The organism is Streptosporangium sp. NPDC023825 (genome assembly GCF_040639575.1).
In the GTDB taxonomy this organism is placed as follows: domain Bacteria; phylum Actinomycetota; class Actinomycetes; order Streptosporangiales; family Streptosporangiaceae; genus Streptosporangium.
Genome location: NZ_JBFAAE010000054.1, coordinates 20,620 through 38,755, shown reverse-complemented (window position 1 = coordinate 38,755; position 18,136 = coordinate 20,620). Strand labels below are relative to the sequence as shown.

The window sequence follows — 18,136 nt, the reverse complement described above, 5'->3', positions numbered from 1 at the left end:
CGCACCACGCCGTGCCGCCGGTGGTTACCATCACCGGGACCTCTCAGGGCTTTGTATATCGAAATGGTTTTATATTTTGTTTTTCCTCCAATGGGGGTTTGACCACTTCTCGAAAAGCCGCTCACTCCTCGGGGCGGGGGAGCCTTGACTTGCTTTCCTTGCAAATCGCACAATTACTGGACTTATCGGGATGTGGGGCTGAAAGCAGAAACAGCCGGCTCCACGGGGACACGGGGAGATGCTCCGGCCGGAGCGGTTCTGGAGGGCTCATGGGGAAGTGGCGGGCCGTGGTCGTCGCGGTGCTGGCGCTGTTCGTTCTGGGGGCGGGGACGCCGTTTCACGTGGCGGCCGAGGACTCGTACGAGGTGTGGCTGGTCGACCAGTCCAACACCAACGGGCTCGCCCACGGTGGCACCGTCAGCGTGTACTCCGGACGGGACGTCACCAAACAGCTGTCGTCGGCGCGGCCCGTCCACGTCATGGACCTGGGCGGTGCGACCTCGTCCCTCTGCCTGGCCAGGACCGGCAGCGTGCCCGTGCGCCCGCACATGATCGTTTTCAACAAGGCCGAGACCCATGCCGCGCTCGCCTTCGTCGCCAGCGGCCACGTGGTCGTCTTCGACGCCCGCACCCGGCAGCCGCTCACCTGCCTCCTCACCGAGGCCGGAGCCGGAGGCGTACGGCAGGCTCACGCCCTCTGGCCCACCGAGGACGACAGGTACCTGATCATCGCCAACCAGAACGGCAAGAAACTGGAGCGCGTCAGCACCGACTACGCCTCGAACACCTTCGTCCAGCAACCGGCCGCGACGATCGACCTGGCCGGTTGCACCACCCCGAACGGCGCGCCGTGCCAGTCGCCCGCGCTCCGGCCGGACAACGCGCCGATCTGCCCGTTCATCGCCTCGGACAACGGCCCGGTCTTCGTCAGCCTGCGGGGCGGCGGGATGCTCGTGGTCGACTGGCACACGACGCCGATGTCCATCGTGGGGGAGTACGACGCGACGAGGATCCCGGCGAACGGGTGCGGGTTCATCGAGGCGAAGGGCACCGTCTTCGGCAACGGGGGCGGGGGCACGCACAGCAACCTCGACCAGTTCACCGTCTTCCGGCTGCCGATGAGCGGCTACTCGCCCGCGAACCCGCCCAACACCCCGGCGGTCCAGCTGCTCTTCAACGACGACTCGCCCGAACGCGACGCCCACGGCGTCCTCGCGTCCGCCGGGGAACGTTACGTGTGGGCCGGTGACCGTGACGCCAACGTCGCCGAGGTCTTCGACGGGGCGAGCGGCGCCCACGTCGACACCGTCGACCTCGTCTCCCCGTTCAGCGCGGACCCGACGGTCGACCTCTTCGCGGTCTCTCCCGACCACAAGTGGGCCTTCGCCTCGACGCGGGGCCCGAACCCGCTCTCCGGCGACCCGCACTCCTCCCACGGGAGCGACCCGGGGATGCTGATCCTCAAGCTGACCGGCAACGGCAAGAAGGGCACGGTCGAGGGCCTGATCCGGATCTCCAACGTGGACGCCGGCGGTGTCCAGCGCGCCGACGCCCACGGCATCCGCGTGCGGCGTACGGACTGACCGGACTGACCAGGTCGACCGGACTGACCGGGCCGACCGGACTGACCGCCCCGACCGGGCCGACCGGACTGACCGCCCCGGCCGGGCCGGCCCGCTCGAGGGGGCCGGCCCGGCCGGGGAACCGGTGTCAGCTGGGGTTGGCGGCGTGGGTCAGGGTCTCCCAGGCGACGAAGAGGACGTTCGTCCCGGCCGGGCGCTGCTGCTCGGTGAGACGCTGGGTGTTCGTCATCGCGATGCCCATCCGGGTGTTCAGGGCGTTGAAGCCGACCTCGGTGATCGGGCCCAGCCCGAGGTGGAGGCTGCCCCCGCACAGCGAGGACGGCACGGCGGCGCCGAGCTGGTACTTCGCCTGCATGCCCAGCGCGTGGCGCAGCCGCTCGCTGATCTCCGGGTAGAGGTCCTGCCCCTGGATCCGGGTGGTCTCGGCGAAGTGCGAGATGGCCGACAGCCCGTACCCGGTGTGGGTGAAGTCGCGGCAGGTCTCCTGGGTGAGGCCGTCCATGAAGGTGGACTGGCCCTGCCAGTAGTTGATGATCTCGGAGCGGGTGTCGATGCCGCTCCCCGGAGGCGCCTTGGGGAGCGCGCCGTCGGAGGAGATGTAGATGAAGGCCGGCACCCGCCCGCGGAACTTGGCCACGGCCCTGTCGTAGCTCGCCCGGTCCTCGAGGAAGACGGAGATGCCGAGCGCGGCCTCCATCATGCTCAGTTCCCAGTTGCCGTTGCTGTTGGAGCCGTTGATGATCTCCGGCAGGTAGACGTCGCGCAGCATGGTGGAGAAGCGGCTGACGGAGGCGGCGGACCAGCCGGTGTAGGTGTAGCGGATGATCTCGGCGGCCCTGGGCCACGAGGACCCGGCCCACCCGGTCTGCAGCGGGGCGTTGCTGTTGGTGTGGTCCCTGATCACCGCGGACCAGGCATCCATGATCTGGATGGCCTTCTGGGCGTACCTGCTGTCCTGCGTGACGTACCAGGCCAGCGCCATGGTGTACGCGGCGAGCGCGTCCTGGCGCTCGTCGGTGCAGCCGTTGTTGGGGTTGGAGTAGGAGCCGCACTCCACGATCGCGCGCGGCTTGGGGGTCCGCGACAGCGACGCCAGCGAATGCCCCATCATCTGGTCGAAGGCGCCCTTCCACGGCTGGGCGCCGGCGTTGACCTTCGCTCGGATGAAGTCGAGCTGCGGCCTGCTGACCAGGACTCCCGGGTGGGTGAAGGTCGCCGGGGCGGCCTGCGCCCGCGCGGCCGGGAGATTCGGCGGCGGTGTGGCGCCGGCCGCGGGGGCGGAGAGAGTGGTGACGGCGAGAGCCGCGGCACCCAGGATCGCGGCTGCCGTCGTTCGGATGCGTCTGAGCATGTGGAGCTCCTCGCTGGCCTGACAGGCCAAGGGGGTGGCGAGAGGTCTCGGCCGGGGCCTTGATGACCGCCCATCCAACCGACCTCGACAGCGATCCGTCAATATCCTTAGGAAAGTTTCCTAACCTTTAAACCTGTCATCGGGCGCCCTTATGGCGTTCCGCTCCGGGCGTGTCCGAGCCTCGCGGGGTCCGGTGGCCGTTCACCGGTGGACGGCGTGGGACGGTGTGGGCGGCGAGGTGGGCTCGGTGTGCGGGGGTGGCGCGGCAGATGCCGGCCGACCTGTTCTGTCAGACCTGTTCCGCGCGCTCCGGCCTGTTCTCCGGTGACGGCGGTGCGACGCACTCGTGGCCGGCACCTCCCCGGTCGAGGATGTCCTCGTACACCCCGACCTTGTGGTTGATCAGGTCCAGGCATCGGGTGAGCTGACCGATCTGGCCGATCACCTGTTCCCGGTGCAGGCGCAGAAGGGCGAGCCGTTCCTCCTCGTTGCCGTCTCCGCGTCTGACCAGCTCCGTGTACCGGCGGATCGCGGGCAGCGGCATGCCGGAGGCGCGGAGAATGATGCAGAGGGTCAGCCACTCCACGTCGCCCTCGCCGTAGACGCGACGCCCGCCGGGGTCACGCCGTACGGGATTGGCCAGGATGCCCTCCCGCTCGTAGAAGCGCAGCGCGTGAACGCTCAGTCCCGTGCGCTCGGCGACCTGCCCGATGCTCAGATCCGTTGTGCCCATGCCATCCAGAATACGGACTTGATCTAGAGTCGACTCTAGCTCCTACGATGCGGGGCGTCGCGACATCACGTTCGTAACGACCATCAAGGGAGCACGATCCATGCGTTATCGCGTCCTCGGCGGCACCGGTATCGAGGTGAGCGTCCACTGCCTCGGGGCCATGATGTTCGGTGCCGTCGGCAACCCCGACCACGACGACTGCGTCCGCATCATCCACGCCGCCCTCGACAGCGGTGTCAACTTCGTCGACACCGCGGACATGTACTCCGCCGGAGAGTCGGAGGAGATCGTGGGGAAGGCGCTCAAGGGGCGCCGTGACGACGTCGTGCTCGCCACCAAGGTGCACTTCCGGATGGGGGAGGGCCCCAACCGCAGCGGCAACTCGCGGCGCTGGATCATCAAGGAGGTCGAGGAGAGTCTCAGGCGTCTGGGGACCGACTGGATCGACCTCTACCAGATCCACCGTCCCGACCACTCGACCGACATCGAGGAGACGCTCTCCGTACTGGGCGACCTCGTACGCCAGGGGAAGATCCGCGCCTTCGGCTGCTCGGCCTTCCCGGCCGAGGAGATCGTCGAGGCGCACAACGTCGCCGAGCGCCGCGGTCTCCAGCGCTTCAGGACCGAGCAGCCGCCCTACTCGCTGATCGCCCGGGGAATCGAGGCCGCCGTGCTCCCGGTCTGCCGGCGCTACGGGATGGGGGTGCTGACCTGGAGCCCGCTCGCCTCGGGGTTCCTCACCGGCAGGTACAGGAAGGGGCGGCCCATCGACCTCTCCACCGGCCGCGCCTCGCTCACGCCGGCGCGCTTCGATCCCTCGATTCCCGAGAACGCCGCCAAGCTCGACGTCGTCGAGAAGCTCGTCGCGCTCGCGGCGGAGATCGGCTGCTCGCTCCCCGAGCTCGCCGTGGCCTTCGCCGCCGCGCATCCCGGCGTCACCTCGGTGATCACCGGGCCGCGGACCATGGACCAGCTGGAGGGGTTGTTGAAGGGCGCCTCGCTCACCCTCGACGACGCGACCCTCGACCGGATCGACGAGATCGTGCCGCCGGGCACCAACCTGTACAGCCCGGACGGTGCCTGGCGCCCGCCCTCGCTGACCGACACCGCTCAGCGGCGCCGCCCGCTCGCGGAACGCGCCGCGGGTTAGACGGGCCGGCGGGTCGGCGGGTCGGACGGATCGCACCTCGGGGCCGCGCCGGGCCGCGCCGGGCCGGGCCGCGCCGGGCCGCGCCGGGCGGGACGGCGCGGCCGGGGGCGGGGGCCGCCCCGGTCGCGTCTCCGGGGACGCCGGCCGGGCCTCGGGCTTGCCCGGGGCGTGCCGCTATTGACACGGCGACGGCGGGGGTAGCAAGCTGGCTCCATATGTACAAATCGATTTGCGAAACGAGCGTATCCTTCCCGCCGCAGGTGGTGACGCATGGGTGAGGTTCCCCGGCGGGTCCTGGTGACCGGGGCCGCGGGCAGGCTGGGGCGGCTCATGCTCGACCTGCTCGCGCACCGGGGCGTGGCCGTCACCGCCCTCGACCTCCACGAACCGGGCGGGCCGGTGGCGGGCCGGGTGGTCGTCGGGGACGTGGGAGACCCGGCGACGGTGCGCGACGCGCTCGACGGCGTGGACGCCGTCGCGCACTTCGCCGCGATCCCGGCCCCGGTCCTCGGCACGCCCGAGGAGGTCTTCTGCGGCAACACCCGGGCGACCTTCGTGGTCCTGGAGGAGTCGGGCCAGGCGGGGGTGCGCCGGGCCGCCATCGCGAGCAGTTACTCCGTGCTCGGCTTCCCCTGGGCCTCGCGCCCGCTGCACCCGGCCTACCTCCCGGTCGACGAGTCGCTGCCCCTGCAGGTCGAGGACCCGTACGGGCTGTCGAAGCAGGCCGACGAGGCGACCGCGGCGATGATGGCGCGCCGCCACGGCATGACGGTCGTCGCGCTGCGCTTCCCCCTGCTCGGCGGGCCGGACGACAAGCTCGACAAGCGCGCGCGGGAGTACGCGGAGGACCCCGGCTCCGGCGCCGCCGAGCTGTGGACCTACCTCGACGGCAGGGACGCCGCCCTCGCCACCTGGCAGGCGCTCACCCGGCCGATCGAGGGCTACCGCGCGATCTTCGTGACGGCCGAGGACACGCTGGCCCCGCAGCCCACCGAGGAACTGCTCGACCGCTTCCACCCCGGAGTCGAGCGCCGGGCCCCGCTGCCGGGCAGGGCCGTCCCGATCGACCTGGGGGAGGCCCGGCGCCTGCTCGGCCTCACCGTCCGCTACCCCTTCCCGGCGCCGGACGCGGCGGAGACCGCGTGACCACCCTTCCCGTACCGGACGCCGCGGAGGCCGCGTGACACCCCTTCCCATGCCCGAGACCCAGGCACCCTGGCCCGCCAGGGACGCCCTCCGCGTCACGGGGGTGCGGCCGGTCGTCACCGCCCCCGAGGGGGTGCCCCTCGTGGTGGTCCGGGTCGACACCAGCGATCCAGGCCTGTACGGCCTGGGCTGCGCGACCTTCACCCAGCGCTTCCACGCCGTGGCCGCCGCGGTGGAGCACCACGTCGGCCCCCTCCTGATCGGCCGCCACCCCGCCGACATCGAGGACATCACCCGGATGGTGCACTTCTCCTCCTACTGGAGGGGCGGCCCGGTCCTGAACAGCGCGCTGTCGGGGGTGGACCAGGCGCTCTGGGACATCGCGGGCAAGCGCGCGGGCATGCCCGTGTACGAGCTCCTCGGCGGCCGGGTGCGCGCCGCGGCCGACACCTACCTGCACGCGGGCGCGGCCACCGTGGAGGAGACGATCGAGGAGGCCCAGGCGATCCTGGCGTCCGGGTACCGCCACGTGCGGCTCCAGACGGGCGCTCCCGGGCTCGGCCACTACGGCTCGCCGGGCTCGCCGGGCGGCTACCCCGGCTCCCCGTACCCCGACGGGTGGGACGTGCAGCGCTACCTGCGCGACACCCCGAAGCTGTTCGAGCGCGCCCGCCGGGAACTGGGGGAGGAGCCGGGCCTGATGCACGACGTGCACTCCCGGCTCACTCCCAAGCAGGCGATCGCCCTCGCGCGGGCGCTCGAACCGTACCGGCTCTTCTTCCTGGAGGATCCGATAGCGCCGGAGTTCTACGACCGCCTGCCGGAGGTCCGCGAGGCGGCCCCGATGCCCATCGCGGCGGGCGAGCAGCTCAGCTCCGTCGCCGACGCGGCCAGGATCGTCCGCGAGGGCGGCGTGGACCTGCTGCGGCTGCACGTCTCGTCGGTGGGCGGGCTCACCCCCGCGCGCAAGCTGGTCGCGCTCTGCGAGCTGACCGGCGTGGGCACCGCCTGGCACTCGCCCGCGGACGTCTCGCCGGTGGGCGCCGCCGCCAACGTGGCGCTCGACGTGACCACCCCCGCCTTCCAGATCCAGGAGGGGCACCTGTATCCCGAGGCCGTCCACGAGGTCTTCCCCGGCACGATCGGCCCCGTCAACGGATACCTCTACCCGAACGACGCGCCCGGCTGGGGGATCGACCTGGACGAGGCGCTGGCGGCGAAGTATCCGCCGCTGGAGCACCTCCACGAGCGCTGGTCGGCCCGGGTGCGCCGGCCCGACGGCGGCATCGAGCCGCCCTGAGAAACTTATAGTGGGTGTAAGGAGTGTGTCGATGTAAGATCTGCCCATGGTCCCGGCACCCTCCGAGGAGCGACCCCCCACGCGGCGTGAGCGGAGGAAAGGGGAGACGCGGCGTGCCATCGCGGGCACGGCACGCCGCCTGTTCGCCGAGCGCGGCTTCGAGACCGTGACGGTGGCCGAGATAGCGGCGGTGGCCGACGTCTCGACCAAGACGGTCTTCAACCACTTCCCGGTCAAGGAGCAGATCTTCTTCGAGGCGGATCCGCTCGGGTGGCCCGCTCCCGAGCTGGCCCTGCGGGAGCGGGCGGCGGGCGAGCGGCCCGTCGACGCGATCCGCCGCGTCATGGCCCGGCCCCCGGCCGACGCGGGAAAGGGCACGGACGACACCGCCGACGCCGGGACGGTCGCCGTCCACGCGCGGATCTACCGGGACAGCCCGGCGTTGCGGTCGTACTCCCGGGAGATGTTCGCGGGACAGGAGCACGCGCTGCGCGAGGCGATCGAGTCGGGTGTGGGGGCGGACGGCCCGGGTGCGGGAGGCCCCGGCGCGCACGGAGGGCTCGGGGCCGGGGTGGTGGCCGCGCTCGTCCTGGCCGCCGTCCGCGAGGTCTGGGAGTCCACCCTGCTCAGGATCGCCGCCGGTGCCGCCTTCGAGGACGCCGCGGACCTCGGACGCCGCGAGCTGGACGCGGCACTCGACCTCCTCTCCCGTGACCCGTCCGGCCGTGACCCGTCCGGCCGTGACCCACTCGACCAGGGCCCGCCGGACCAGGGCCTGCCGGACCACGAGCCGCGAAACCGGAACCTGCCGGACCGGGACCCGCGGGACCTCGCGCGTGGCGGTTCGCGGAAGACCCCGCCCGCCGGGGCGGCGCGGCTCCCGGCGGACGAGCCCGCGCGAGGAGCGCGGCAGGCACGGGAGGCGCGGGAAGGTCAGGGGGCGAGGGAGCCTGCTCGGGCCGGAGGCGGGGAGACCGGGGGCAGGAAGGCCGGAAGCGGGAAGGCCGGCGCCGCGGAGGCCGGCGCCGCGGGCCTGGACGTCCGCGGGCCGGTCCGCGCCGACCGTCCCAGCATCACCAGGGTGGCCCAGCTCGCGGGGGTGAGCGCGACCACGGTGTCGCACGCGCTGAACGGGCGCCGCCCGGTGGCCGACGAGACGCGGCGGCGCGTGCTGGCCGCGATCGACCAGCTGGGATACCGGCCCAACGTCCTCGCCCGCGGGCTGCGCACGAGCAGGAGCCAGACGATCGGGCTGATCATCCCGGACATCACCAACCCCTTCTACCCGGCGCTGGCGCGCGGGCTCCAGGACGTGCTGGGACCGGCGGGCTACGACGAGATCATCAGCAACACCGACGGCGACCGGGAGCTGGAGCGCGCGGCCATCGACCAGATGATCGCCCGGCAGGTGGACGGCCTCGCCTTCGCGGTCTTCCACACGCACGCCGAGGACCTGCTGCCCGTCATCGGGGCGGGCATCCCCGTCGTACGGCTCGGGGGCCGCCTGGTCCAGGCCGGTGTCGACGTCGTGCACAGCGACGACGAGGGCGGGGCCGCCGAGGCCACCCGCTACCTGCTGGAACGCGGCTACCGCAGGATCGGCTTCGTCTGCGGCCCGCACGCGGAGGGACCCGCGGCCGAGCGCGTCGCGGGCTACCGCTCCGCGCTGCTGGCCGCCGGCGCGGACGCCGACCCCCGGCTCGTGGCGCACACGCACTTCAGCCGTGCGGGCGGGTCCTCGGGCACCGCCCGCCTGCTCGACCTGCCCGAACCTCCGGACGCCGTGCTGTGCGCCAACGACATCATGGCCATCGGCGCGCTCGACACGGCCGAGGAGCGGGGGCTGCGCGTTCCCGCGGACCTGGCCGTCATGGGGTTCGACGACATCGAGGCGGCGAGCCTCGTCTCGCCGGGACTGACCACCATGGCCAACCCGGCCAGGGAGATCGGCCAGGCGTGTGCCCGCCGCCTGCTGGAACGGTTGCGTGGCGGGACGGCGCAGCCCTCCGCCGAGACGGTCATCCCGGCCAGGCTGGTCCGCCGCCGGTCGGCCTGAACGCTCCGCCGCGTGTGCCGTCGTCCCTCCCCGCCCCGGCGTGACCCTTGACACTCGCTGTGTTGCGTGTAAGTTTCGGAACCAATCTTAACGATTTGCGCGGATGTCGTTCCGTGATCCGGATCCCCCCGGGGCACGGGCGAGAGCCCGGACTCATCCTCCGCGACCCCCCGAGGAAGTGACGATGCCGATGCCAACCGGCCCACACCGATCACCTGACCGCGCCCGCCGGGTGCCGGAGCCCGCCAGACGCGGGAGCACCGGACCGTCATGTGCGGACCGCGCCGCACGCACCGCAGCAGTGGGGAAGGAAGCGACATGAAGGCAGGCAAGCGGGTTCTCGCCGCCGGTCTGGCGCTCGCGGTGGGTCTCGCCGCGGCCGCCTGCGCGGGCGGAGGGCAGGGCGGTGGCCAGAGTGGTGACCAGGGTGGCGGGCAGGCGGCCGCCGGCCGGACGCTGAAGATGTGGACGTTCAAGCGGACCCACGCCGACGCCCTGGCCAAGGCCGCCGAGCAGTTCAAGAGCGAGACGGGCATCGCCGTCACCATCGAGGCGGTCACCCCCGACGACGTGTTCGTCAGCAAGGTGCAGAGCTCCGCGCAGACCGGCGACCTGCCGGACGTGCTGGAGATGCACGCGGGCGGAGAGGACCTCGAGATGGGCTCCTCGGGGCTCCTGGTCGACCTGACCGCCGACGTCTCCGACGCCTGGAAGCAGCGGCTGCTGCCGACCACCCGCGAGGCCGGGCTGATGACCCAGAAGAGGATCGACCTCGCGGCCAACGACTCGCCGTTCAAGCAGGTCAAGGCGAACACCCTGTTCAGCGTGCCGTTCACGGCCGGCGCGTTCGGCATCGTCTACGCGAACAAGGAGAAGCTGAAGGCCGCCGGGCTCGACCCCGACACGCCGCCGAAGACGTGGGAGGACTTCCTCGCCGCGCTCAAGGCGACCACGGACGAGGACCCCAAGCAGGGCGGCCTCTCGCTCGGCCTGAAGGTCACCCAGACCGGCTTCAACTGGGCCTACCAGCCGCTGGCCCACTCCTACCTGGGCAAGGAGAGGTTCCACGCGCTGTTCGCCAAGGGCACCACGCAGGGCTTCGGCTCGCCCGACGGGATCAAGACGCTGGAGCTGTACGGCAAGCTCACCCCGTACTGGATGCCCGGGACGACGTCGCTCGGCATCGACGAGGCGGACATCGCCTTCGCGCAGGGCAAGTCCGCCTTCAACATCGGCGGCACCTTCACCCTGGCGTTCCTCGCGCAGAACGGGATGACCCCCGACAAGGTGCTCGCCTTCCCGATCCCGCCGTCCTCGGAGGGGCTCAACAAGGAGATCGTGATGGCGCCCCTGGCGCTCACCTCCCTCGGCGTCACCGCCACCAGCAAGAACCGGGAGGCGGCGGTCAAGTGGCTGGACTTCGTGACCTCGCCCAAGGGCGCGGGCATCGTCGCCAAGACCTCGCTCGACCTGCCGGCGACCGACCTCGGCACGGAGGCCGAGACCCTGCTCGGTCCCGACCTCGCGTCGCTGCAGAAGTACTTCACCGGCGCCCCGGAGGCCACCTACGAGGCCGGTGACACCACCTTCTTCCCCTCCGACTACGACCAGGTCAAGCCCGGGAACCTGATGGTCAGGCTGACGCCGCTCAAGGAGGTCACCCCGCAGCAGGCCGGGCCGGAGATGGACAAGATCATGGGCTCCATGTGGAAGTCCACGAAGTGAGCACCCTCACCACCGAGGATCGCGCGGGGCGGCTCCCTGAGGAGGCGCCCCGCCGTGACCGCGGCCGGAGCCGGAGCCGGTGGGGGCGGTGGCTGACCGGGTGGGCCTTCGTCCTGCCCGCGGTGGCGCTGTTCCTGCTGATGGGCGTCTACACCATCGGCACCGGCTTCGCGCTGAGCTTCGCCAAGTGGAACGGGTTCACCCCCGAGTGGAAGTGGACCGGCTTCCAGAACTACCTCGACCTGCTGTACGCCGACCCGGCGCTCGCCCCCGAGCTGCGCCGGGCGGCCTGGAACACCTTCCAGGTCATGGTGGCCGTCCCTGCGCTCACGGTGGCCATCTCGCTCCCGCTCGCGGTCGCGCTGAACTCCGTCAGGCGGCTGCGCGGGGTGCTCCGCTCGGTGTACTTCCTGCCCTACGTCACCACCGGCATCGCGGTCTACTACGCCTGGCGCTACGTGCTGGAGCCCGACGGGGCGATCAACGTGCTCCTGCGGTCGGCCGGCCTGGGCAGCCTGTCGCAGCCGCAGGGCTTCCTCGGCAACCCGGACACCGCGCTTCCCACGCTGATCCTGATCCTGGTCTGGTCGAGCGTTCCCGTCGCCACCCTGCTCTACCTCAGCGGCCTGCAGGCCATCGACCCCAACGTGATCGAGGCCGCCCACATCGACGGGGCCGCGCCGCGCCAGGTGATGCGCCGCATCGTCTGGCCGCTGCTGACGCCCCTCACCGCGGCCATCGTGCTGCTCGGCGTGCGGGACGCGCTGCACGGCTTCCAGATCTTCCTGATCATGACGAACGGCGGGCCCGGCGGGCACACCGACGTGCTCGGCCTGCAGGTCTACCGGCTCTCGTTCATGAAGGGCCTCGCCCAGACCCTGGGGATGGCCAGCGCGCTGGGCTGGCTGCTCTTCGCCGGTGCCCTGCTGCTCACCCTGGTCAACGCGCGCCTGCTCAGGAGGATCCGATGATCGGGTCACGCATCGTGAGGACCATCGCCCGCACCGCCCTGGCGGCGTACGCGCTCATCAGCCTGTACCCGTTCCTGTGGATGCTGTCCGGCGCCTTCAAGACCAGGGAGGAGATCCTGCGGGGCGGCAACCTCATCCCGGCGAATCCCACCCTGGACACCCTGGTGGCCACGTGGAGCCGCCTGCGATTCTTCGACTACTTCCTCAACAGCCTCCAGGTCACCGCGATGACCGTCGCCGGGGTGCTGGTGGTCTACAGCCTCGCCTCGTACGCCTTCGCGGTGCTGGACTTCCCCGGCAGGAAGGTGCTGTTCTGGTTCTTCGTCTCGCTGCTGTTCGTGCCGGGCATCACGGTGCTGCTCCCCGTGGTGATCCTGGAGAAGAACCTCGGAATCCTGGGCTCGCACCTGGGCCTGGTCCTGCCGTTCGTCAACGGCACCGCCCCGCTGACGGTGCTGCTGCTCACCAATGGTTTCAGCGGGATCCCCCGGGAGCTGCGCGAGGCCGCCCGCGCGGACGGGGCGCGGGAGTTCCGGATCTTCTGGTCGGTCTACCTGCCGCTCGCCCGGCCCACCCTCATCACGGTCGCCGTGCTGACCGCGGTGCCGACCTGGAACGAGTACGTCCTCACGCGGGTGTCCCTCAACGACCCCTCCCTCTACACCCTGCCGCTCGGCCTGGAGAGCCTGCTGTCGGGCGACGTGCCGCACTACAACGAGGTGATGGCCGCGTCGCTGATCATCGTCATCCCGGTCATCGCGCTCTTCCTCCTTCTGCAGCGCTACTTCGTCAACGGGCTCGTGGGCGCGGTCAAGGGGTGAGGGAGGGTCTCATCGGGTGACGACGAGGATGACGGGGATCACCACCAGCAGCAGGTCGGCCGCGAGGACCAGCGACAGGCTGCGCCTTCGCATCGACGTCTCGCTGGGGAGGTTCTCGTCGGAGATGCCGCGCAGCAGGCCCAGCTTGTCGACGAGGAAGGCGCCGCAGGCGGCGACGCCCAGCAGCGCCCAGGCGGGGCCGTAGAGCCACAGCAGCCCCCAGCCGATCAGCGCCAGCGCCGTCGCCGTACCCGCGCAGGCCACCAGCAGCGCGACGCGGGCACCGTGCCGCACGGCCGGCGGGCGGTCGCCCGCGAGGGCGTCCCCCGTCTTGTCGGGGATCGACCACCACAGCGAGCGCCCGAAGAGCAGCACCGCCAGGCCGGCGAACACCAGCCAGACCGGCACCGGGATGTCCGGGCGGATCGCCGAGTACGTCGACACGCAGGGCAGCAGGGCGAAGGTCAGGCCGAAGTAGGCCGGGTTGGCGTAGCCCCTGCTCTTCAACCGGACGGGTTCGAGGTTGTAGAGCAGGTGCAGGACGATCGCCAGCGCCACGCCGACCACCACGGCGGGGCGGGCGAGCCACACCGAGACCGCCGCCGACAGCCCCAGCGCGAGGGCCATCTCCGCGGCGGCCCACCGGAAGGCGGCGCGCGGGCCGAGCAGCCGCGTCGCGTCGGCGATGCCGCCCTTGCCCTGTGTGCTGGTGTCCGCGCGGACGTCCAGCGCCGCGTTCAGCGGGTTCTGCGAGATGATGCCGAGCAGGTTGGCCACAAGCGTGACCAGCACCGGAACGGCGAGCAGCTGCCCGGGGGAGGTCATCGCGAAGCAGGCGCCCCACAGCACGTGGCAGGCGTACACGGCGGGAAAGGGATACTCGAGCCGGTGGATGCGGAGCGCCGCCCGCCCCCGGGTCATCGGCCGGGCCTGCGTGGTCGTCCCGGTCATGTCCGCACCTCGCCCTCACCGGACGGTGGTGCGGGGGGCCGTCCCGCCCGCATCGGGCAGCCACCGACCGCCATCCTGAGCGGTCCCGGCCCCATGGCGGGCCCGCGCAGGTGCGGCACGGCCGCTTCGGGGTTGAGGCAGCGCAGGTCGTGCCGGCGCAGCACCGCCGCGACGACCATCCGCATCTCCAGCATGGCCAGGTTCGCGCCGAGGCAGCGGCGGGTCCCGCCCCCGAAGGGGAGGTACTCCTGGGCGTGCCGGGGAGCGCCCAGGAACCGGCCGGGGTCGAAGCGTCCCGGATCCGGGTAGATCTCGGGGCTGCGGTGGGCGAGGGCGATGCACGGCGTGAGGCGGGTGCCCGCGGGCTCGGGCCGGTCGAGCAGCCGCCAGTCCGAGGTGAGCATCCGGTTGCCGGCGACCGTGGCGGGAGGGGAGATCCGCAGCGCCTCCTGGCACACCGCGTTCAGCAGGGGTACCGCCTCGGTGGTGGAGCCGTCGTCGGTCGTCGCCTCCAGCTCCGCCAGCACGTCGTGGCGGACGCGCTCGTCGCGGTGCAGCCAGAACAGGGTCCAGGCGATCGCGGACGCGGTCGTCTCGTGGCCCGCGAACAGCAGGGAGATCAGCTGGTCGGAGAGTTCCTCGTCGCCCATCGGGCCGAGGGGTTCCTCCCCCGAGGTCAGCAGGCCGGCGATCGTCGGCGGCCCGCCGGTCCTCCCGGCGGCCTTTCCGCCGGGCTCCCGGGGCTGCGGGGGCTCCTCGGACCGCGAGGCCCGCAGGAGGTCGCGGACGATCTCGGCCCTGTCCCGCCGGAAGGTCCGCCACGGTGAGGGCAGGGGGCCCAGGCCGCGCAGGTGCCGGTAGGCCAGGGTGCGGGCCCGTGATCCGAGCGTGTACTCCACCCACTTCGTGAACGGGCCGAGCGTCTCGTCCTCGGCGCGGCCGAGGACGATCCTGCCGATGATCCGGAGGGTCAACGCGCGGGTCCACTCGGGCAGGGAGAACGTCGTGCCCGGGGCCAGCGAGCCGAGGGCGGCGTCGGTCGCCTCGGCGATGACGCCACGGTAGGCGGCCAACCGGCGCCCGCGCAGCGCCGGGCCGACCACCTTGCGGTACGCCGCGTGCCGCTGCCCGTTGGCGAACAGCATGGAGTGCTCCCCGACCAGCGGTCCCAGCGTGTCGCTGCCCTCCAGGACCATTCGCTGCTCGGAGCGGAAGATCTCCCCGACCGCCTCCGGGTTCCACACCAGCAGCTGCCGGTCCGGCGCCGGGCTGAGCTCGACCATGCCGGTGCGGTCCGCGGCGTGGGCGTCCAGGAACGATCGGGTGCGCAGGGCGAAACGGTACTTGTTCAGGCTCACGGCGCCACCTCCGAACCGGCCGGCGAGGTGCCGGGACCGCCGATCCCGGCGGGGCCCGCCGCCGTTCCCCGAAGGGCCGCCGCTTTCCGGGAAGCGAAGCTCGCCGTTGCTTTCCGGGAAGCGGGGTTCGCCGTTTTCCGGCAAGCGGGGCTCGCCGTTGTTCTCCGGGAAGCGGGCACGGCACTCATCGCCACCCCCCGGGGAAGCGGGTGCGGGCCAGTGCCCGCGCGGCCAGCGCCTCGGCCCGCACGACCGCGACGGGGGCGTAGAGATCCTTGTCGTGCCACAGGGGCGGGTGCTCCCGGTGGTCGCCGTGCTCGGCCAGGAAGGCGTCGCCGCGCAGCACCGCGCGGCTCACCGCGTCGTCGTGGCGCGAGGACCTCAGCAGGGTCTGCATGGCGTACGCCGTCTCCTCGCACGTCCCGGACCACAACCCCCACGACCCGTCCGGCCGCTGGGTTTCGAGCACCCATCCCACGGCCGCGCGCAGCGCCGGGGCGCACCCGGCGTCCCCGTGCCGCGCGAGCGCCGAGACACAGCACACGGTGGCGTAGTAGGGGGAGGCGTGCCACTTGTCGATCCAGCTGCCGTCGGGGCGTTGCTCCCCGCACAGCCAGCGGGAGATCTTGGTGATCGCCTGCCGGAGGCGGACCTGTCCCGGTGAGGCGGCGCCGTCGCCGACCTGGTCTCCGAAGGCCGTCAGGATGTGGGCGTTGGTGCTGGTGGAGGGGGTGCGCTCGCCCGCGAAGCAGCGGAAGTAGGTGTCGCTCTCGTAGGCCCACAGGCATTCGGGGGAGCGCGGACGGTCGATGAGCCGCAGGGCGTGGAGCACCCCGGCGGTGTCGTCGGAGTCGGGGGGAAGGCCGGCGCCCGCGGGTGCCCCGAGGTCGCCGAGGACGGCCTCCAGGCTGTCGCCCAGCTCGGGCGGCGGCGTCAGGGAGGGGAAGGCCTCGGCCAGCGCCGCGAGCACCCAGGCCCGCTCGAAGACGTCGATCGGCGTCACGCCGGGGACGGGGCCGCCGTGCCTGTCCTGCACGGCGCGCAGGTAGAGGACCGCGGAACGCCGGTCCGAGGCCGGCTCGCCGTCGTCCTTCGGTCCCAGCCAGGCCGCGGTGGCGGCCGGCGAGCACCCCACGGCCCCGCCGACGACCCGCACCTGCGGGGCCAGCACGGCGGCCGGTCCCAGCGCCTCCAGCGAGTGCCAGACCTTCGCGGGCAGCGCCTCGCCCCGCTCGGCGAGATGGCGCAGCAGGTCGAGGGGTGCCTGGCTCCACCCGTCGGGCGTGCCCAGGCGGCCCGATCCCCGCCAGGCGTCCAGGCCGGTGAGGGGACGTTCCGCCAGCGCGTCCAGATGCCGGTTGACCTCGCCGACCAGCCAGGGAATGAGGAACTCCGCGCCGATGGTGTCGGGCAGGGCGCTCTCTTCGGCCCCGGGGCCGAGCCGGGCGAACAGAGCGTCCAGGCCGCGCCGCGTCGCGTTCACGACGCCGCCGTCGAGCCGGGCGGGCGGCCCTCCGGGCGGATCCGCGCCCATCACGGTGAGCAGGGCCTCCACCGCGCTGAGGGTGGGGACCAGCACGTACGCGCCGGGCCCTCCCCAGGTTCCGTCCGGGTTCTGGCCCCGGACGAGGAACTCGACCCGCTGCCGGTGGCCCGCCAGCCACGGCGCCGAGGCCACCAGCCGGGCGGTCTCGTAGACCGACGCGGTGACCTGGCCCATCGAGTCCAGGGCCGTCTCGGCGAGCAGGGCGCGAGGGGCGGCGTCGACGGTGGGTATCGTGCCGGTGGTGCTCATCCGTTCCTCCCGGGGATGGTGTGCTCGGGGTCGTCGCCCGTCCCGTCCTGCTCGGCCTCCTCGGCCATGCGCATCGCCTCCTCCAGGAGGGCCTCCACGATCTGCGACTCGGGGACGGTGGCGACGACGGCGCCGCGTACGAAGATCTGGCCCTTGCCGTTGCCGCTCGCCACGCCGAGGTCGGCCTCGCGGGCCTCGCCGGGGCCGTTGACCACGCAGCCCATCACGGCCACCCGCAGGGGGAGGGGGAAGCCGTCGAAGGCGGCGTTGACCCGTTCGGTGAGCCGGTACACGTCGACCTGGGCGCGGCCGCAGGACGGGCAGGAGACGATCTCCAGCCGCCGGGGTCGCAGGCCGAGGGACTGCAGGATCTGGAGTCCTGCCTTGACCTCCTCCACCGGAGGGGCCGACAGGGAGACGCGGACGGTGTCCCCGATGCCCTCGGAGAGCAGGACGCCGAAGGCGACGGCGGACTTGACGGTGCCCTGGAGGGCGGGACCCGCCTCGGTGACGCCGAGGTGCAGCGGGTAGTCGCAGGAAGCGGCCAGCAGCCGGTACGCGGCGATCATCGTGAGCGGGTCGTGGTGCTTGACGGAGATCTTGATGTCGCCGAAACCGTGCTCCTCGAACAGCGAGCACTCCCACAGGGCGGACTCCACGAGCGCCTCGGGGGTGGCCCTGCCGTACTTGGCCAGCAGCCGCCCGTCGAGCGAGCCGGCGTTCACCCCGATCCTGATCGGGATGCCCGCGCCGGAGGCGGCGCGGGCGATCTCGCGGACCTTGTCGTCGAACGCCCTGATGTTGCCGGGGTTGACCCGCACGGCGGCGCATCCCGCGTCGATGGCGCTGAAGACGTACTTGGGCTGGAAGTGGATGTCGGCGACCACCGGGATGGTGGACTGCCTGGCGATGGCCGGCAGCGCGTCGGCGTCGTCCTGGGAGGGGACGGCGACGCGGACGATCTGGCAGCCCGCGGCGGTCAGCTCGGCGATCTGCTGGAGCGTCGCGCCGACGTCGGCGGTGACGGTGGTGGTCATCGACTGCACCGACACCGGGGCGTCCCCGCCCACCTCGACGTCGCCCACCCGCAGGCGGCGGGTGGCCCGGCGCGGCGCCAGGACGGCGGGCTCCGCCGGGGCGGGCGGCGGCGGAGTCTCGGCGGGGGCGCCGACGCCGGGCATGCCCACGAGTACGGG

General features: G+C 72.3%; 14 protein-coding genes. 8 read left to right on the top strand and 6 right to left on the bottom strand.

Annotation, left to right across the window (positions count from 1 at the left end; genetic code table 11):
• Positions 1 to 269 precede the first annotated feature (269 nt).
• Positions 270 to 1,583, top strand: coding sequence for a hypothetical protein (locus AB0G15_RS33260; RefSeq protein ID WP_362847504.1), 1,314 nt, complete (start codon positions 270 to 272; stop codon positions 1,581 to 1,583).
• A gap of 127 nt (positions 1,584 to 1,710) precedes the next feature.
• Here AB0G15_RS33260 and AB0G15_RS33255 read toward each other — a convergent pair whose 3' ends face one another.
• Together AB0G15_RS33255 and AB0G15_RS33250 are read right to left on the bottom strand one after the other, a co-directional pair.
• Complete coding sequence (locus AB0G15_RS33255) at positions 1,711 to 2,934, bottom strand: alginate lyase family protein (RefSeq protein ID WP_362847501.1); 1,224 nt, start codon at positions 2,932 to 2,934, stop codon at positions 1,711 to 1,713.
• Between the two features lie 289 nt (positions 2,935 to 3,223).
• Positions 3,224 to 3,667 carry a MerR family transcriptional regulator gene (locus AB0G15_RS33250; RefSeq protein WP_362847498.1) on the bottom strand — a complete coding sequence of 148 codons (444 nt, stop codon included), beginning with the start codon at positions 3,665 to 3,667 and terminating at the stop codon, positions 3,224 to 3,226.
• A gap of 100 nt (positions 3,668 to 3,767) precedes the next feature.
• Between AB0G15_RS33250 and AB0G15_RS33245 the strand changes: the two genes are divergently transcribed.
• The 7 genes from AB0G15_RS33245 to AB0G15_RS33215 all read left to right on the top strand — a co-directional run bounded on the left by AB0G15_RS33245 (position 3,768) and on the right by AB0G15_RS33215 (position 12,836).
• Complete coding sequence (locus AB0G15_RS33245; RefSeq protein WP_362847495.1) at positions 3,768 to 4,817, top strand: aldo/keto reductase; 1,050 nt, start codon at positions 3,768 to 3,770, stop codon at positions 4,815 to 4,817.
• A gap of 270 nt (positions 4,818 to 5,087) precedes the next feature.
• On the top strand, positions 5,088 to 5,963 hold the full coding sequence (locus AB0G15_RS33240) for an NAD(P)-dependent oxidoreductase (protein WP_362847492.1): 876 nt from the start codon (positions 5,088 to 5,090) through the stop codon (positions 5,961 to 5,963).
• 34 nt (positions 5,964 to 5,997) lie between these two features.
• Positions 5,998 to 7,263: an enolase C-terminal domain-like protein gene (locus tag AB0G15_RS33235; protein ID WP_362847489.1), complete on the top strand. Its 1,266-nt coding sequence runs from the start codon at positions 5,998 to 6,000 to the stop codon at positions 7,261 to 7,263.
• A gap of 46 nt (positions 7,264 to 7,309) precedes the next feature.
• A complete protein-coding gene (locus AB0G15_RS33230; RefSeq protein WP_362847487.1) occupies positions 7,310 to 9,319 on the top strand; it encodes a substrate-binding domain-containing protein in 2,010 nt (669 codons plus the stop codon).
• A gap of 318 nt (positions 9,320 to 9,637) precedes the next feature.
• Positions 9,638 to 11,044 (top strand): extracellular solute-binding protein, encoded by a 1,407-nt coding sequence (locus AB0G15_RS33225; RefSeq protein WP_362847484.1) that lies wholly within the window; start codon positions 9,638 to 9,640, stop codon positions 11,042 to 11,044.
• Positions 11,041 to 12,015: a sugar ABC transporter permease gene (locus AB0G15_RS33220; RefSeq protein WP_362847481.1), complete on the top strand. Its 975-nt coding sequence runs from the start codon at positions 11,041 to 11,043 to the stop codon at positions 12,013 to 12,015. Before AB0G15_RS33225 ends, AB0G15_RS33220 begins: the two co-directional genes overlap by 4 nt.
• Complete coding sequence (locus tag AB0G15_RS33215; protein WP_362847478.1) at positions 12,012 to 12,836, top strand: carbohydrate ABC transporter permease; 825 nt, start codon at positions 12,012 to 12,014, stop codon at positions 12,834 to 12,836. Before AB0G15_RS33220 ends, AB0G15_RS33215 begins: the two co-directional genes overlap by 4 nt.
• Positions 12,837 to 12,845: 9 nt before the next feature.
• On the opposite strand, the gene AB0G15_RS33210 is transcribed toward AB0G15_RS33215, so the two are convergent.
• From AB0G15_RS33210 to ispG, 4 genes are all read right to left on the bottom strand, one after another.
• On the bottom strand, positions 12,846 to 13,787 hold the full coding sequence (locus AB0G15_RS33210; RefSeq protein WP_362847475.1) for a UbiA family prenyltransferase: 942 nt from the start codon (positions 13,785 to 13,787) through the stop codon (positions 12,846 to 12,848).
• A complete protein-coding gene (locus AB0G15_RS33205; protein ID WP_362847472.1) occupies positions 13,784 to 15,145 on the bottom strand; it encodes a cytochrome P450 in 1,362 nt (453 codons plus the stop codon). Before AB0G15_RS33205 ends, AB0G15_RS33210 begins: the two co-directional genes overlap by 4 nt.
• Before the next feature lie 184 nt (positions 15,146 to 15,329).
• Positions 15,330 to 16,940: a prenyltransferase/squalene oxidase repeat-containing protein gene (locus tag AB0G15_RS33200; RefSeq protein WP_362847469.1), complete on the bottom strand. Its 1,611-nt coding sequence runs from the start codon at positions 16,938 to 16,940 to the stop codon at positions 15,330 to 15,332.
• Positions 16,937 to 18,121 carry a flavodoxin-dependent (E)-4-hydroxy-3-methylbut-2-enyl-diphosphate synthase gene (gene ispG, locus AB0G15_RS33195; protein ID WP_362847564.1) on the bottom strand — a complete coding sequence of 395 codons (1,185 nt, stop codon included), beginning with the start codon at positions 18,119 to 18,121 and terminating at the stop codon, positions 16,937 to 16,939. The genes AB0G15_RS33200 and ispG overlap by 4 nt, the downstream gene beginning before the upstream one ends.
• Positions 18,122 to 18,136 lie beyond the last annotated feature (15 nt).

Coding starts and splice junctions, on each gene's coding strand:
- AB0G15_RS33215 (WP_362847478.1), top strand. CDS start 12,012: ATGATCGGGTCACGCATCGTGAGGACCATCGCCCGCACCGCCCTGGCG.
- AB0G15_RS33245 (WP_362847495.1), top strand. CDS start 3,768: ATGCGTTATCGCGTCCTCGGCGGCACCGGTATCGAGGTGAGCGTCCAC.
- AB0G15_RS33200 (WP_362847469.1), bottom strand. CDS start 16,940: ATGAGCACCACCGGCACGATACCCACCGTCGACGCCGCCCCTCGCGCC.
- AB0G15_RS33250 (WP_362847498.1), bottom strand. CDS start 3,667: ATGGGCACAACGGATCTGAGCATCGGGCAGGTCGCCGAGCGCACGGGA.
- AB0G15_RS33260 (WP_362847504.1), top strand. CDS start 270: ATGGGGAAGTGGCGGGCCGTGGTCGTCGCGGTGCTGGCGCTGTTCGTT.
- ispG (WP_362847564.1), bottom strand. CDS start 18,121: ATGCCCGGCGTCGGCGCCCCCGCCGAGACTCCGCCGCCGCCCGCCCCG.
- AB0G15_RS33225 (WP_362847484.1), top strand. CDS start 9,638: ATGAAGGCAGGCAAGCGGGTTCTCGCCGCCGGTCTGGCGCTCGCGGTG.
- AB0G15_RS33240 (WP_362847492.1), top strand. CDS start 5,088: ATGGGTGAGGTTCCCCGGCGGGTCCTGGTGACCGGGGCCGCGGGCAGG.
- AB0G15_RS33230 (WP_362847487.1), top strand. CDS start 7,310: ATGGTCCCGGCACCCTCCGAGGAGCGACCCCCCACGCGGCGTGAGCGG.
- AB0G15_RS33255 (WP_362847501.1), bottom strand. CDS start 2,934: ATGCTCAGACGCATCCGAACGACGGCAGCCGCGATCCTGGGTGCCGCG.
- AB0G15_RS33210 (WP_362847475.1), bottom strand. CDS start 13,787: ATGACCGGGACGACCACGCAGGCCCGGCCGATGACCCGGGGGCGGGCG.